Annotated in this window: 16 protein-coding genes; all 16 read left to right on the plus strand. The window is 50.1% G+C overall.

Features of this window, described 5'->3' with window-relative positions:
• Positions 1-14 precede the first annotated feature (14 nt).
• Positions 15-1,475: an Asp-tRNA(Asn)/Glu-tRNA(Gln) amidotransferase subunit GatA gene (gene gatA / locus HNR45_RS00345; RefSeq protein WP_159822090.1), complete on the plus strand. Its 1,461-nt coding sequence runs from the start codon at positions 15-17 to the stop codon at positions 1,473-1,475.
• A complete protein-coding gene (gene gatB / locus HNR45_RS00350) occupies positions 1,475-2,917 on the plus strand; it encodes an Asp-tRNA(Asn)/Glu-tRNA(Gln) amidotransferase subunit GatB (RefSeq protein ID WP_159822088.1) in 1,443 nt (480 codons plus the stop codon). The genes gatA and gatB overlap by 1 nt, the downstream gene beginning before the upstream one ends.
• A gap of 3 nt (positions 2,918-2,920) precedes the next feature.
• Positions 2,921-3,217 (plus strand): hypothetical protein, encoded by a 297-nt coding sequence (locus tag HNR45_RS00355; RefSeq protein ID WP_034436530.1) that lies wholly within the window; start codon positions 2,921-2,923, stop codon positions 3,215-3,217.
• Between the two features lie 118 nt (positions 3,218-3,335).
• Positions 3,336-4,055 carry a segregation and condensation protein A gene (locus tag HNR45_RS00360; RefSeq protein WP_159822086.1) on the plus strand — a complete coding sequence of 240 codons (720 nt, stop codon included), beginning with the start codon at positions 3,336-3,338 and terminating at the stop codon, positions 4,053-4,055.
• Positions 4,027-4,560, plus strand: a complete 534-nt coding sequence (gene scpB / locus HNR45_RS00365) for an SMC-Scp complex subunit ScpB (protein WP_024049161.1) — start codon at positions 4,027-4,029, stop codon at positions 4,558-4,560. The genes HNR45_RS00360 and scpB overlap by 29 nt, the downstream gene beginning before the upstream one ends.
• Entirely contained in the window at positions 4,532-5,260 is a 729-nt protein-coding gene (locus HNR45_RS00370; RefSeq protein ID WP_159822084.1) for a pseudouridine synthase, read from the plus strand. The genes scpB and HNR45_RS00370 overlap by 29 nt, the downstream gene beginning before the upstream one ends.
• On the plus strand, positions 5,253-6,497 hold the full coding sequence (locus tag HNR45_RS00375) for a BaiN/RdsA family NAD(P)/FAD-dependent oxidoreductase (RefSeq protein WP_159822083.1): 1,245 nt from the start codon (positions 5,253-5,255) through the stop codon (positions 6,495-6,497). The genes HNR45_RS00370 and HNR45_RS00375 overlap by 8 nt, the downstream gene beginning before the upstream one ends.
• Positions 6,494-7,171 (plus strand): (d)CMP kinase, encoded by a 678-nt coding sequence (gene cmk / locus HNR45_RS00380; protein WP_024049158.1) that lies wholly within the window; start codon positions 6,494-6,496, stop codon positions 7,169-7,171. Before HNR45_RS00375 ends, cmk begins: the two co-directional genes overlap by 4 nt.
• Positions 7,168-7,755, plus strand: a complete 588-nt coding sequence (locus HNR45_RS00385) for a lysophospholipid acyltransferase family protein (protein WP_159822081.1) — start codon at positions 7,168-7,170, stop codon at positions 7,753-7,755. Before cmk ends, HNR45_RS00385 begins: the two co-directional genes overlap by 4 nt.
• A 3-nt stretch (positions 7,756-7,758) precedes the next feature.
• Positions 7,759-9,735, plus strand: coding sequence for a bifunctional 4-hydroxy-3-methylbut-2-enyl diphosphate reductase/30S ribosomal protein S1 (locus HNR45_RS00390; protein ID WP_081944070.1), 1,977 nt, complete (start codon positions 7,759-7,761; stop codon positions 9,733-9,735).
• Positions 9,736-9,818: 83 nt separating this feature from the next.
• On the plus strand, positions 9,819-11,153 hold the full coding sequence (gene der / locus HNR45_RS00395; RefSeq protein ID WP_159822079.1) for a ribosome biogenesis GTPase Der: 1,335 nt from the start codon (positions 9,819-9,821) through the stop codon (positions 11,151-11,153).
• A complete protein-coding gene (plsY, locus tag HNR45_RS00400; RefSeq protein ID WP_159822077.1) occupies positions 11,150-11,758 on the plus strand; it encodes a glycerol-3-phosphate 1-O-acyltransferase PlsY in 609 nt (202 codons plus the stop codon). Before der ends, plsY begins: the two co-directional genes overlap by 4 nt.
• Positions 11,759-11,777: 19 nt before the next feature.
• Positions 11,778-12,788 (plus strand): NAD(P)H-dependent glycerol-3-phosphate dehydrogenase, encoded by a 1,011-nt coding sequence (locus HNR45_RS00405; protein WP_024048782.1) that lies wholly within the window; start codon positions 11,778-11,780, stop codon positions 12,786-12,788.
• Positions 12,789-12,833: 45 nt separating this feature from the next.
• Positions 12,834-13,388, plus strand: coding sequence for a 16S rRNA (guanine(966)-N(2))-methyltransferase RsmD (gene rsmD, locus HNR45_RS00410; protein ID WP_159822075.1), 555 nt, complete (start codon positions 12,834-12,836; stop codon positions 13,386-13,388).
• A gap of 4 nt (positions 13,389-13,392) precedes the next feature.
• Positions 13,393-13,878: a pantetheine-phosphate adenylyltransferase gene (coaD, locus tag HNR45_RS00415; RefSeq protein WP_024048784.1), complete on the plus strand. Its 486-nt coding sequence runs from the start codon at positions 13,393-13,395 to the stop codon at positions 13,876-13,878.
• A 13-nt stretch (positions 13,879-13,891) separates the two neighbouring features.
• Positions 13,892-14,374 (plus strand): ATP synthase subunit B family protein, encoded by a 483-nt coding sequence (locus tag HNR45_RS00420; protein ID WP_024048785.1) that lies wholly within the window; start codon positions 13,892-13,894, stop codon positions 14,372-14,374.
• Positions 14,375-14,410: the final 36 nt, after the last annotated feature.

Below are 14,410 nucleotides of genomic sequence, written 5' to 3' on the forward strand. Positions count from 1 at the left end.
GATGGAGGATTATTGTGAACGCGTGGACCATACATGAAAGTCATCGCCGTCTGCTTGCCAAAGAGATCTCGGCGGTGGAATTAACAAAACAGATTATTCAGCATAAAGAAAAGGTGGAGCCGGAAATTCACGCTTATCTGCACGATACGCATGAGCGTGCGCTGGCGGCCGCCCAAAAAGTCGATGATAAAATTGCCGCCGGCGAAACGATTGCTCCTCTCGCGGGCGTTCCGGGCGCACTCAAAGACAATCTTTGCAGTGACGGTGAACCGGTCGGCGCAGCGTCAAAAATTTTGGAACATTTTATCGCGCCGTACAATGCGACGGTCGTTGAAAAATTACAGGCGCAAGATTATGTATCCCTCGGCAAATTGAACATGGACGAATTCGCGATGGGCAGTTCGACGGAAAACTCGGCCTACGGCCCTTCCAAAAATCCGTGGAATACGGAATGCGTGCCCGGCGGCTCCAGCGGCGGCAGCGCGGCGGCGGTAGCGGCACGTTCGGCATTGTGGGCATTGGGCTCGGACACCGGCGGATCGATTCGTCAGCCGGCTTCCTATTGCGGTTTGGTCGGGTTGAAACCGACATACGGATTGGTTTCCCGTTACGGTCTGCTGGCATTTGCCTCTTCCCTCGATCAAATCGGACCGTTGACGCAGGATGTTACCGACTGCGCCATCGTATTGAATGCGATCGCCGGTCACGATCCGAAGGATTCGACCAGTATCGCAGGGGAACGCCCCGACTATACGAACGCGCTGCAAAGCGATGTCAAAGGTTTGCGCATCGGCGTACCGGCGGAATATTTTACGGACGGTATTAAGCCGGAAGTGAAAAAAGCGGTCGAAGATGCGTTGAAGACGTATGAAGAATTGGGTGCGGAAATCGTTCCGGTTTCATTGCCGCGCGCTAAATATGCTATTTCCGCTTACTATATCGTGGCACCGGCGGAAGCCAGCTCCAACCTCGCCCGTTATGACGGCGTCGGTTTTGGGTTGCGCGTACCGGGCGAAAATTTGATTGAAATGTACAAAAAAACCCGTTCCGAAGGTTTCGGGGCGGAAGTGCAGCGCCGTATTATGCTCGGCACGTATGTATTGAGCGCCGGCTATTATGATGCCTACTATATGAAGGCGTTGAAAGTACGCACACTGATTAAAGAAGACTTTGCCAACGCGTTTTCCAAAGCGGATATTTTAGTTACGCCGACGGTGCCGGATACGGCATTCCGCTTCGGTGATAAAATCAATGATCCGCTGGCCATGTATATGGAAGACGTCTGCACGGTACCGGTCAATCTGGCGGGCATTCCGGCGCTCAGCATGAATTGCGGATTTGCCGACGGCATGCCGATCGGGATGCAGTTGATCGGCCCCAACTTGAGTGAAGAACGGCTCTTGCAAGCGGCCTATACATTTGAGCAGGCGCGGCCGGATACGCAAAAAGTAGCGGCTCTGGGAGAGGTGAAGTAATGAAGTACGAAAGTGTTATCGGCTTAGAAGTCCATACCGAATTAAAAACGGCAACAAAAATTTTCTGCGGCTGCAAAACCACATTCGGCGCGGAACCGAACTCGAATGTGTGCCCCGTTTGCTTGGGCCTGCCGGGAGTGCTGCCGGTTCTCAACAAAAAAGTCGTCGACTTTGCTATTCGTGCCGGCCTGGCATTGAACTGCAAAATCGCCAACTTTACGAAATTTGACCGTAAAAATTATTACTATCCCGATTTGCCGAAAAACTTCCAAACTTCGCAATACGATTTGCCGATTTGCGAACACGGCTATTTGGATATCGAAGTAGACGGTGAGACACGTCGCATCGGCATTACCCGTATCCATATGGAAGAAGACGCTGGCAAACTGGTGCACAGCGGCACGACCATTACGGATTCTGATTCATCCAATGTCGACTATAACCGTACCGGCGTACCGTTGTTGGAAATCGTTTCGGAACCGGATCTGCGCAGCGGTGCCGAAGCAGCCGCGTATATGGAAAAACTCCGCTCGATTTTGGAATATATCGCGGTTTCCGACGTCAAGATGGAAGAGGGCAGCCTGCGTTGCGATGCTAACGTTTCCGTGCGCCCGGTAGGCGAAACCAAACTCGGCACTAAAGTGGAAATGAAAAACATCAACTCGATTCGCGGCGTAGCACGCAGCATCGAGTATGAAGCCCAACGCCAGGCGGAAGCCCTGGAAGACGGCGAAAAAATTGTACAGGAAACGCGTACCTGGGACGAAAGCAAAGGTACGACAGCAACGATGCGTGTCAAAGAAGAAGCGGACGATTATCGCTACTTCCCGGAACCGGACCTGGTGCCGTTCACGATTTCCGATGAATACATCGAAAGCGTTCGGCAGGCATTGCCGGAACTTCCGGATGCACGCAAAGCCCGTTTAATGCAGGAACACGGACTTTCCGATTATGACGCGGGCATCATTACCCTTTCGCGCTCGATGGCGGAATATTTTGACGAACTCGTAGCCGCCGGTGCGGATGCGAAAGAAGGCGCGAACTGGCTGATGGGCGATTTTTCGATGCTGCTGAACGAAGCCGGTAAAACCCCGGCTATGGCGCCGGTTCGTCCGCAGGGACTCGCGGGAATGCTGGCCAAGATCGCTGACGGAACCATTTCCGGTAAAATCGCTAAAACTGTTTTCCGCGATATGTGGGAACAGGGTAAATCGGCGGATGAGATCATTGAAGCGAAAGGTTTGAAACAGATCTCCGATACCGGTGAATTAACGCAGTTGATTCATGACGTGGTCGCCGCTAACCCGCAATCGGTAGAAGATTATCGTGCGGGCAAGAAAAAAGCAATCGGCTTTTTAGTCGGCCAGATCATGAAAAAAACGAAAGGCCGCGCTAATCCGCAGGTAGTGAACCAGCTCTTGGTCAAAGAATTGCAGGAGTAAACTATGTGGCAGGAACAACATACAGAAAAAACAACCCGTGCGGATGAACCGCGCGTGATTAGCAAAAAAGAACGCGATGCATTTCACGGCACGACCTTCGATGCCGAAGGAACCGCCGAAGATACGAAAAGCACACGCGTGATTGTACGACGTTGGGAAGATTTGCCGCTGCCTGTGAAACTGGCGGTGGCGGGAGCCGGTTTGTTATTTGGTATGGTGTTTTTGGGGTTTAGCGGTATTTTTATTGTGATCGCACTTGTGGCAGCTGCTCTTTCATGGGTAGGCAGCTTTTTGCAGTAATAAAAAACGGGCTTTGGCCCGTTTTTTATTGCCGCCATGTTTTCACGATATCTCACAGCAGTTGGCGTCTCGACAATGGATCAGATATAATAAAGATTATGAGATAAGGGTGTGACCTATGGCAGTTAGTACGGTGCAATTTAATTTACCGGTGTTTAACGGACCGCTGGATTTATTATTGCACTTAATCCGCAAACAAAAAATTGATATTTACGATATTCCGATCCAAACGGTGACGGTGCAATATATGGATTATTTAGCGCGCGCGGAAGCATTTAATTTGCAGTTGGGAACGGAATTTTTCCAAATGGCCGCAACGCTCTTAGCGATCAAGGCGCGCAGTCTGCTGCCCAAAGCACCCGCGGAAGAAGAGGAAGAAGATCCGCGGCAAGAACTTGCCGAGAGATTGATCGCATGGGAGCATATTCAAACGGTAAAAAGTGAAATTGAAACACGCTTGGCGGAGAATGCGTTTTTTCTGGAAAAAGAACCTACGCCTTTACAAGCTTCGGAGTATACGCTGCGCGTCAGTATGGAACGATTAGCCGGTGTTTGGCAGCGGTTGACTCAAAAAGAAGAGCCGGCAGAGGCGGATTGGCAACCGATCCCGGAGTTGGATCCCAAACCGTTGCGAGAAGCATTTTTAAAAGCGATGCAACATGGCTCGGTGGATCTTATTCCATACTTTGAAAAACTGGCCAATCGTTGGGAACAACTGACGCTGTTTTTAGAAGTTTTAGAAATGATTTGGCAGGGAACGATTATGGTGCGGGAAATCGGTACAGGCATTTATGTGGAGAGATTAGGTTATGGCAACGGAACAACTCGCAGCACTTGAAGCGCTGCTCTTTATTGCCGGTGAACCGGTGTCGACGACGCAAGCAGCAGAAGTACTCAACGTCGGTACGAGTGAAGCGACGCAACTTTGTCAGGAGCTTGCCGACCGATACGCCGCCCGATCGCAGTCAGGTCTGCTGGTACAGGAGACTGCGGGAGGTTGGCGCTTATGTACGCGACCGGAGTACGGTAAGCTGTTGGCCGAACGTTACGCGCCGCCGCTCCATTTGAGTAAAGCGGCGTTGGAAGTGCTGGCCATTGTGGCGTTGCAAGCACCCGTGACGCGGCAGCAAATTGACGGTTTACGTGGGGTTTCAAGCGAACGGACGCTGGCGAATTTGCTGGAAAAGAATTTAATTATGGAGATCGGCCGCGCCGAATTGCCGGGACGACCGATTTTATATGATGTCACGCCGTATTTTAAGCGCAAAACAAATTGGCGGGACTATTATCAGAAGCAGGGAGTAAACGAAAACGATGAGAGAACGTCTTCAGAAATTGATTAGCCAAGCGGGGTTGGCATCCCGTCGGGCGGCTGAAACGATGATTATCGAAGGGCGAGTTAAAGTAAACGGTAAAGTAGTGAGCGAACTGGGTCAAAAAGCGGATCTTACACGCGACACGATTATTGTCGACGGCAAAAAAATTGAACGGGAACCGCTGCAGTATTTCCTGTTTAATAAACCCAAAGGGGTCATCACTACTTTAAGCGATCCTGAGGGCCGGACGACGGTATTGGAATATTTCAAAAAAGAAAAAGTTCGCCTGTATCCGGTCGGTCGATTGGATCTGAACACGGAGGGCTTACTGCTTTTGACCAATGACGGTGACCTGACCAACCGGTTAGAACACCCGTCGTCAGAAGTGGAAAAAGAATACGAAATTAAAATTAAAGGCCGAGTACCGGATAAAATGCTTACGGCATTTCGCGAAGGCGTGCCGTTGGAAGACGGCATAACCGCTCCCGCAAAAGTAAGCGAGGCTGTTTTTGATGTCAAGACAGGACTTTCGACCATTGTTCTCACTATTCATGAAGGTCGCAATCGTCAAGTGCGCCGTATGTGTGAGCACTTCGGTTTTCGCGTGCATAACTTGAAACGCACACGGTATGCGACCCTGACTTTGCAAGGCGTCAAGCGCGGCAGCTATCGAGCGTTGACAGCCAATGAAATAAGCGATCTTAAAGCGCAGGTTACGCATGCGTAATGTTGTTGTGATCGGTGGCGGCTGCGCCGGGCAAATGGCGGCGTATGCAGCTCAAACGGCGGGCGCACGAGTGATTTTACTGGAAAAAATGCCGCAACTCGGTCTTAAAATGGGGATCACCGGCAAAGGACGCTGCAATCTGACGAATGCCGCGTCTATGGAGGAACTTATTCGCCAGACGCCGGGCAACGGTAAATTTTTGTACAGCGCCTACCATACTTTTACGAATACGGATTTGCTTTCGTTACTTGCGTCATGGGGCGTAAAAACAAAGGTGGAACGGGGCGGCCGTGTATTTCCCGAATCCGACTCCGCACAGGAGGTCCGTCGTGCGTTTCGTACGGCGCTCACCAAAGCGGGGGTGGAGATTCATACGGAAGCATCTGTGCGCGAAATTCACCGAGAGGGTACTGCGTTTGAAGTGACAACCGCGGAACGTACTTGGCCGGCGGCGGCTGTGATTATGACAACCGGGGGTGCTTCATATCCGCAAACCGGCTCCGACGGTAGCGGACATGAATTGGCGAAAGGATTGGGGCACACTTTAATACCGCTACGTCCTTCCCTGATTCCGCTTGTCTGTGAAGAAGCATGGTGCAAAGCATTGCAGGGACTTTCGTTGCGTAACGTCGAACTCACATTGCACATTGACGGTAAAGCGAAACAGACTTTGCGCGGCGAAATGCTTTTTACGCATTTTGGCGTATCGGGACCGATTGTCTTGCGTTTAAGTGATGCGGCTTCGCGGGCGTTGCAAAAAAACAAGAAAGTAACGCTTTCTTTGAATGTAAAGCCGGCTCTTGCGCCCGAGGTATTGGATGCCCGACTCCAGCGAGACTTGGAAAAAAATCATTTACAGCAAATGAGTAATGCCTTGCGCGATTTATTGCCGCAGCGTTTGATTGTACCGATGTTGCAGGCGGCCGGGATTGGAAGTGACGTTAAGGCGGCGGATCTTTCCCGCTCGGAACGGTTACGCTTAGGTCAAGCGTTGCAAAACCTATCGTTGACGGTGACGGGCACACGACCGTTGCGCGAAGCGATTGTTACAGCGGGAGGCATCAGCACCAAAGAAGTAAATCCCAAAACAATGGAGTCGAAAATTGTGCCAGGCATTTATTTTGCCGGCGAGATCTTGGATGTCCATGCGTTTACGGGAGGATATAATTTACAGGCAGCGTTTTCTACCGGCTACCTTGCGGGCGTTAGCGCGGCAGGAAAGGAGTCGGAGCAATGAAAAAAATTGCGGTTGCGATTGATGGCCCCGCGGGGGCCGGTAAAAGTACAGTCGCTAAAGCGCTGGCGAAACGACTGGGATATGTATACCTGGACACCGGGTCAATGTACCGGGCACTGACTTGCGAATTACTGCATCGAGGCGTTCCGGTGGACCGGGAAGAAAAAGTCTGCTCCGTCGTCCAAAATTTAACGGTAGAAGTAAAAAATGATCAGGAAGAACTGATAGTGATGGTGGATGATCGTGATGTTTCCGCTCATATCCGTCGTCCGGAGGTATCGGCCTGTGTCTCACAGGTCGCCGCATATGCCTGCGTGCGCCAACACTTAGTCAAAGAGCAGCAGCGCCTTGCCGAAAACGGCGGTATCGTCATGGACGGGCGGGATATCGGCACAGTGGTGTTACCGCATGCCGAGCTGAAGGTGTTTTTAACGGCTTCCGTGGAAGAACGAGCTCGCCGGCGCTTGGTACAATGGAATGAAAACCACCCCGATGAGCCGCAGACAATGGCGCAAATCGTGCAAAATATTCAAGAACGCGATCGCAAGGATACGGAACGAGCTATTTCTCCCCTCAGACAAGCGGAAGATGCTATTTTGTTGGATACCACTTCGTTAACTCGGGAAGAAACAATTGACACGCTTACGGCTATGGTAAAGAAGGTGACGGCATGATCAAAAAATTTCTCCACCTGCTTGCAAAATTTTTATTTATTTTTTTGGGCGGTGCGAAAATAATCGGACAGGAGAATGTTCCGAAAGAAGGTGGGGTTATTATCGCGTCTAACCACAAAAGTAACTGGGATCCGCCGATCGTTTTTGCGGCCATGCCGAGGCAAGTGTATTTTTTGGCAAAAGAAGAATTATTTCGTAATTTTTTCCTGCGTCAATTTTTAAATGTTTTGGAAATGGTTCCTTTGCATCGCGGCAAAGTGGATCGCGCGGCGATGCGACAATCATTTGCGATTATTCGGCGCGGTGAGTTGCTGGGGATTTTTCCCGAAGGAACGAGAATTCGGCATGAAGGTTTGGGTCCTTTCCACACCGGCATGGCTTCACTGGCGTTACGTCTTGGTGTGCCGATCGTTCCCGTAGCGGCAATTCACACCGTGCGGCCGTGGAGCAAATCGGTACCGGTGGTGGCCATTGGCGAACCGGTCATGGTGGAAAAAGATAAACCGACTCCCGAAAAAATTACAGAAGTTAATAATTTGATTAGAGAAAGAATAGAAAAACTTTATGAAATGTATAAAGGCTAAGATATGAAGATTATTGTAGCGAAAAAATTGGGCTTTTGCTATGGCGTAAAACGCGCCATGCAAATCGCGGAAGACTTAAGTAAAACAGGGACTGACGCGGTCACGCTGGGGCCGATCATTCATAACAATCAGGTGGTAGCAGGACTACGTTCCAAGGGGATCGACTATGTCGAATCACTCGATGACGTCCCAGGAGAAACGGTAATTATTCGTTCTCACGGAGTAGGCCCGGCGTGTTATAATAGAGCTAATGAAAAAAATTTAAAGATTATCGATGCGACCTGTCCGTACGTTGTACGGGCACAAAAAGAAGCCAATCGCTTAGTGAATGAAGGTAAGACGGTAATTATTTTCGGGGAAAAAAATCATCCGGAAGTCAAAAGCATTGCCGAATGGGCAATGGATCGCGCTATCGTTGCGGAAACGCCCGCCGATTTAGCCAACTTGCCGCACCTCTCTGAAGCAAGCGTTGTATCGCAAACTACGTTTTCGCAGGCTCTATTCCAAGAGATGCTTGCTCTTGTCAAAGACAAAGTGGATCATGTTGATGTCCATCGCACGATTTGCAATGTCACGGCGGAGCGGCAGAATGCGGTAGCGGAGTTGGCAAAGATAGCGGACGTAATCGTAGTCATTGGTGGCCGACACAGCGGCAATACACGCCGTCTGTATGAACTTGCCAAAGCAAATGGCACCCCGGCATACCATATTGAAACGGCTGCAGAATTACGCTCGTCATGGTTTCAAAGTGATTGGACGGTTGGCATCACAGCCGGTGCATCCACACCGGACTGGATAATCGAGGAGGTATTGTTGGCAATGGATGATATGAAAACAACTTTTGAAGAGATGGACATGAATTATGATTTTCACAAAGGAAGCATCGTAGAAGGCACGGTCGTTGACCTGACCGATGAAGAAGCGTACGTTTCGTTTGGTTACAAAACGGAAGCGGTGCTCCAAGCGCGTGAATATTCATTTCCGGCTCCGGAATCCATGAAGGATGTACTGGCGGTCGGCGATACAGTCAAAGCGCAAATCACCAATGCGGTGAAAGAAGATGGTACGATCTACATCTCCAAAATCAAATTGGATCGGTTGGCAGACTGGGATATCGTCGAACAGGCATTGGCTAACGATGAACCTGTAGAAGTCGAAGGTATTGAAGCGATTAAAGCAGGCCTTCTCGTCCAGATTAAATCGTTGCGCGGTTTTATTCCGCTTTCCCAGGGCGATCTGCGTTTCGTACGCTCGCTCTCGTTCCTCGTGGGCACAACATTCCAGGCGAAAGTACTGGAAGTGGACCGTTTGAAAAACCGTTTGGTTTTGAGCCGTAAAGCGATGCTCGAAATTCATCGCGAAACGGAAATGGAAAACATGAAGGAAGCGTACGAACAGGGCACGCAACTTACCGGTATCGTGAAGAAAATCATGCCGTACGGCGCGTTTATTGACGTTAACGGTATTGAAGGTTTGTTGCACATTTCCGATGTAGCCTGGAACAAAATCGACAAAGTCGAAGACGTTTTGGAACCGAACCAGGAAGTAAACGTTATTATCAAATCGTTCGATCCGGAAAAACAGCGTATTTCTTTCAGCCGCAAGGATACTTTGCCGGATCCGTGGATGGATGACATTCAAAATTATGCAGTCGGTGATACCGTTGTCGGAAAAGTCGTAAAATTAATTGATTTCGGCGCGATTGTGGAATTGACTGACGGCTTGACCGGTTTGCTGCACATCAGCGAAATTACCAAAGATCGCAGCAAAAAAGTGGGCGATGTATTGGCAGACGGCGACATGGTCGAAGTGCAGATCATCGGCATTAATAAATCCCGCAAACGCATCAGCTTCAGCCTGATCCAGGTACAGGAGCATGCGGAAGGCGCGACGGAAGAAATGCCGGCGGATGAAGCTCCGGTGCAAGATGTTGCTGAAGCCGAAGAGGTTACGGCGGAAGCAACGTCTGACGAAGAATAAAACCGTCAGCCGAGGTAAAGAAAAAAGCAAAAATGCGGGGGACGGTTCGCTGTTTCCCGTGTTTTTTATTGAAGGAGTAAGCTATGGATAAACCGTTAGTGGCGGTGGTCGGACGGCCAAATGTCGGCAAGTCGACATTATTCAACGCGATCATTAACAAACGTATTTCCATCGTGGAAGATGTTCCCGGTGTCACTCGCGATCGCATTTATTTTGATGCAGAGTGGCTCGGCACAAAGTTTACTTTGATTGATACGGGCGGTATTGAGTTTTTGGTGCCGAAAGAAGACCATATCAGCGTTGGCACCAAAGCGCAGGCCCAACTTGCGATTTTGGAGGCCGACGTGATCGTACTCGTCTGTGACGGGCGCGTCGGTGTCACGGCGGATGATGAACAGGTCGCCCATCTACTACGAGATGCCGGTAAACCGATCGTGCTTGCGGTCAATAAAATTGACAGTCCCGCGCAGGAAATGAATGTCTATGAATTTTATTCTTTGGGACTGGGGGATCCGCATGCGATTTCCGCTTCCAATCTGCTGGGATTGGGAGATTTGTTGGATGATGTGGTGAAGCATTTTCCGCAGCGCGAAATCGATCCGCATGAAGATGAACTTGTGCATGTGGCGCTGGTCGGTCGTCCGAATGTCGGCAAATCTTCTCTTACCAATGCGCTTCTCGGCGAAGAACGTGTGCTGGTGAGTGATGTACCCGGCACGACACGAGATTCGATTGATACGCATTGGAAATACCATGGCGAGGAATTTGTGCTTATTGATACCGCGGGAATGCGTCGTAAGGCAAAAATTGATTTGCCGGTGGAGCATTACAGCGTCATTCGTTCGCTGCGTTCGATCGATCGTGCCGACGTGGTCGTACTGGTTTTGGATGCGACCCAAGGGGTCACTGAGCAAGACACCAAAATTGCGGGCTACGCGCATGAAGCCGGCAAAGGCATGATCATTCTTGTTAATAAATGGGACTTGATCGAAAAAGACAGCAAGTCTACCGAAACATATGCGGAAGATATTCGGCGTGAATTGGCCTTTTTACAATATGCACCGATTGTGTATGTTTCGGCTCTTACCAAACAACGAATTCATCGTCTGGGAGAGCTGATTCAATTCGTTTCGGAACAGCAAACGCGCCGCGTTTCGACCGGGGTTCTGAATGAAGTTTTAACGGACGCAAAATTGATGAATCCGCCGCCGATGAAGTATGGTAAGGAAATCAAGCTGTACTATATGACACAGGTGGGAGTTAAACCGCCGACCTTTGTGCTTTTCTGTAACTACGCGCAATACGTCCATTTTTCGTACGTGCGATTTTTGGAAAATCGTTTGCGTGAATCGTTCGGGTTTGAAGGTACGCCGATTCGATTGGTTTTACGCGGTAAACGCGATGGTGATGATGAGTGATTAATTATTTGCTTTGCGTTATGGGAGCATATTTGCTGGGGTCGATTCCCAGCGGTTTGTGGCTCGGCAAGCTGCTTTGCGGTACCGACTTACGTCGGCACGGCAGTCGTAATATCGGCGCAACCAACGCTTATCGCACGTTGGGAGCGCGTATGGGGATTGCCGTTTTTGTCGCGGATTTTCTGAAGGGCGTAGCGGCGACATCGTTAGGCGGAAACGATCCGATACTGCTTGCGCTTTGTGCGGCAGCAGCGATTGTCGGCCATTGCTTTTCCGTGTTTTTGGGATTTCGCGGCGGCCGCGGTGTGGCGACCGGCTTTGGGGTCATGTGCTGTCTGTCGTTGCCGGTAGCAGTTGCGGCGGCTGTCGTTTGGGCGGTTTTGGTCTTTGCGACACGGTTAGTATCCTTGGCGTCCATTGTCGCAGCGTTGACCGTACCGATCCTTTTATGGTGGTGGCAGGCTCCGTCGGCATTTTTGATTTTTGCGACTTTGGGTGTCATTGCTATCATTTTTCAACATCGTGCCAATATCGGGCGATTACTGCGTGGCGAAGAGAAACAAATTGAACGCGCAAAATTAAAACGCCGGCGTAAAACAAAATAAGATAATACGAGGTGATATTGTGCAGATAGCCATGATAGGTGCAGGTGCATGGGGCATTGCGATGGCCAGATCGCTTGCCGAAGCGCATCCGAACGTATGCTTATATGCACGAAACGCTGAAACGGTCGCGGAAATGACGGAAACTCGTCAACACGCGGCATATTTACCGGGCGTGTTGCTTCCAAATCAAGTGAAAATTACTGCGGATTTGGAAGAGGCAGTGACAAATGCGGATGTAGTCGTGCTGGCGACCCCGTCGAAAGCGATAGGGACAATGGCGGAGGCAATTCGTCCATGGCTCACTGAAAACGCATTGGTCATTTCAGCAGCGAAAGGTTTGTCACCGAGCGGGGGGCGTTTATCGGAAGATATAACCGCCGCATTGGCTGGGGTGACGAACGAAATCGCCGTGATTTCGGGACCGAATCACGCGGAAGAAGTCGGGCGTTTATTGCCGGCGGCCACCGTGGTCGCTGCTGCCCGCAAAGAAACCGCTATGCGAGCACAGGATGTCTACATGTTGCCGCATTTGCGAGCATATTACAGCACGGATATTATCGGGGTGGAGTACGGCGGTGCGCTGAAAAATATTATTGCACTTGCTGCCGGAGCGGTCGATGGCGTCGGTTACGGGGACAATACACGTGCGACTTTGATTACTCGCGGCTTAGCGGAAATCGTGCGCTATGCAGTGCATTTCGGAGCACGCAATGAAACCTTGTTTGGACTTTCCGGCATGGGCGATCTGATCGTAACCTGTACGAGTAAACACAGCCGCAATCATGAAGCAGGCAGAGCATTGGCGCAAGGCTTGACGGAAACGCAGATCACACAGGGAACAAAAAAAGTGGTGGAAGGCATCCGAAGCACTCATATCGTATATCCTGTGGCGCAGCGGGAAGGTATTGAAATGCCAATTACCGAGCAGGTATATCGAGTGCTTTCCGGTGAAAGTTCATTGCAAAACGCATTGCAAAACCTGATGACACGGGCAAAAAAAGAAGAGCATCAGGAGCCTGTTATTTTGTAATTTGAAAATACCAATGTTATAATACAATGTAACTATCGAGGGTATATGAGAATCATTGGTGGCACTAGACGCGGACATAAATTGGCGGCGCCAAAGGGGATGGCGACGCGCCCGACACAGGATCGGGTGCGCGAAGCGATCTTCAATACGCTGGTCAACATAGGTTTACTGGAAACACGCGTGCTTGATTTGTATGCGGGCACCGGCGCCATGGCGCTGGAAGCGTTAAGTCGCGGAGCGGAATTTGCTTGCGCCGTAGATGAGAAAACTGCTGCGGTGATTCGTCAAAACGCGGAGGTTTGCGACTTTTCTTCACAGATCGAAGTACGTGAACAACGCGTCGAATCTGCATTGGCGAACTTGCCGCAGAATCAACCGTTTGACTATGTTTTTCTCGATCCGCCGTACCAACGCGGTTTGGTGGAACCTGTACTGCGGGAATTGCTCCGTGCGCGCCTCGTGCAGCCTACCAGCGTAGTTGTTGTTGAACAGGCACGGGAAGAAAGCTTGGAGATACCTAAAGGTTATCGGCTCTGGCGGCAGAAACATTACGGCGGTACTATGGTGACCTATTTGGTGGTAGAAAGGGAAGAAGGATAATTGCATGCGAGTGGGAATCTGCCCGGGCAGTTTTGATCCGGTCACAAAAGGCCATGTGGACATTTTTGAACGCAGTGCACAATTGGTCGACAAACTGATTGTTGCGGTCTTTGTGAATCCCGGCAAGAAACCGATGTTTTCGATGGAAGAACGGGTAGCTTTGCTGAAAGAAGCAACGACTCATATTCCGAACGTAGAAGTGGATGCGTTCTCCGGCTTACTCAACGATTACGTGCGTCAACGTGACTCGCGCTTAATCATTCGCGGGTTGCGGGCATTCAGCGACTTTGAATATGAATTCCAACGGGCGTTATTATTGAAAGATCAGGATCCGGAAATTGAAACGGTTTTTATGATGACGCGCGGTGAATATTCGTTTATCAGCTCTTCGGGAATCAAAGAGTTGGCCATGTTTCGCGGTGACGTGGGGCGGTTGGTACCGCCATGTGTATTAACCGCACTGGAAGAAAAATTGGCGGTTGCCAAATAAAGGAGTGGTATTCATGGATACACGCAAATTGCTGGAAGAGCTTGATTATGTAGTAATGAATGGTAGGGAAGTTCCGTTAACAAACAAACGCCTTGTCGATCAGGACGAAGTGGCACGCATCATTGACGCGATCAACAGCTCGTTGCCTAATGAATTGGAGAACGCCAAGCGTATCGTTGCCGATAAAGAACGTGTGATGATGGATGCACAAAAACAGGCGGAAACGATTATTGCGCAAGCCAAAGATTATATCGCTAAAATCACGGAAGAAAGCGAACTTGTGAAAAATGCCCAAGAGCGCGCCAATGAAATTATCGCAAATGCGAACCAAACCGCGGACACTATGCAGCAAAACGCTCTTGAGTATGCGACCGATGTTTTGAAATACGTCGAAGAGAACATGGAAGGAACGCTTGATTCGTTGCGTAAAAATCGGGAAAGCCTTATGCAACAGCAACCGCAACAAGGGACAGAAGATACCTTACCGCGGGAATAACAGGGCGGAAAAAAAGAGCTTGCCGAAAGCTCTTTT

Origin of the sequence: Negativicoccus succinicivorans, assembly GCF_014207605.1 — a bacterium.
GTDB classification, from domain to species: Bacteria; Bacillota; Negativicutes; order Veillonellales; family Negativicoccaceae; genus Negativicoccus; species Negativicoccus succinicivorans.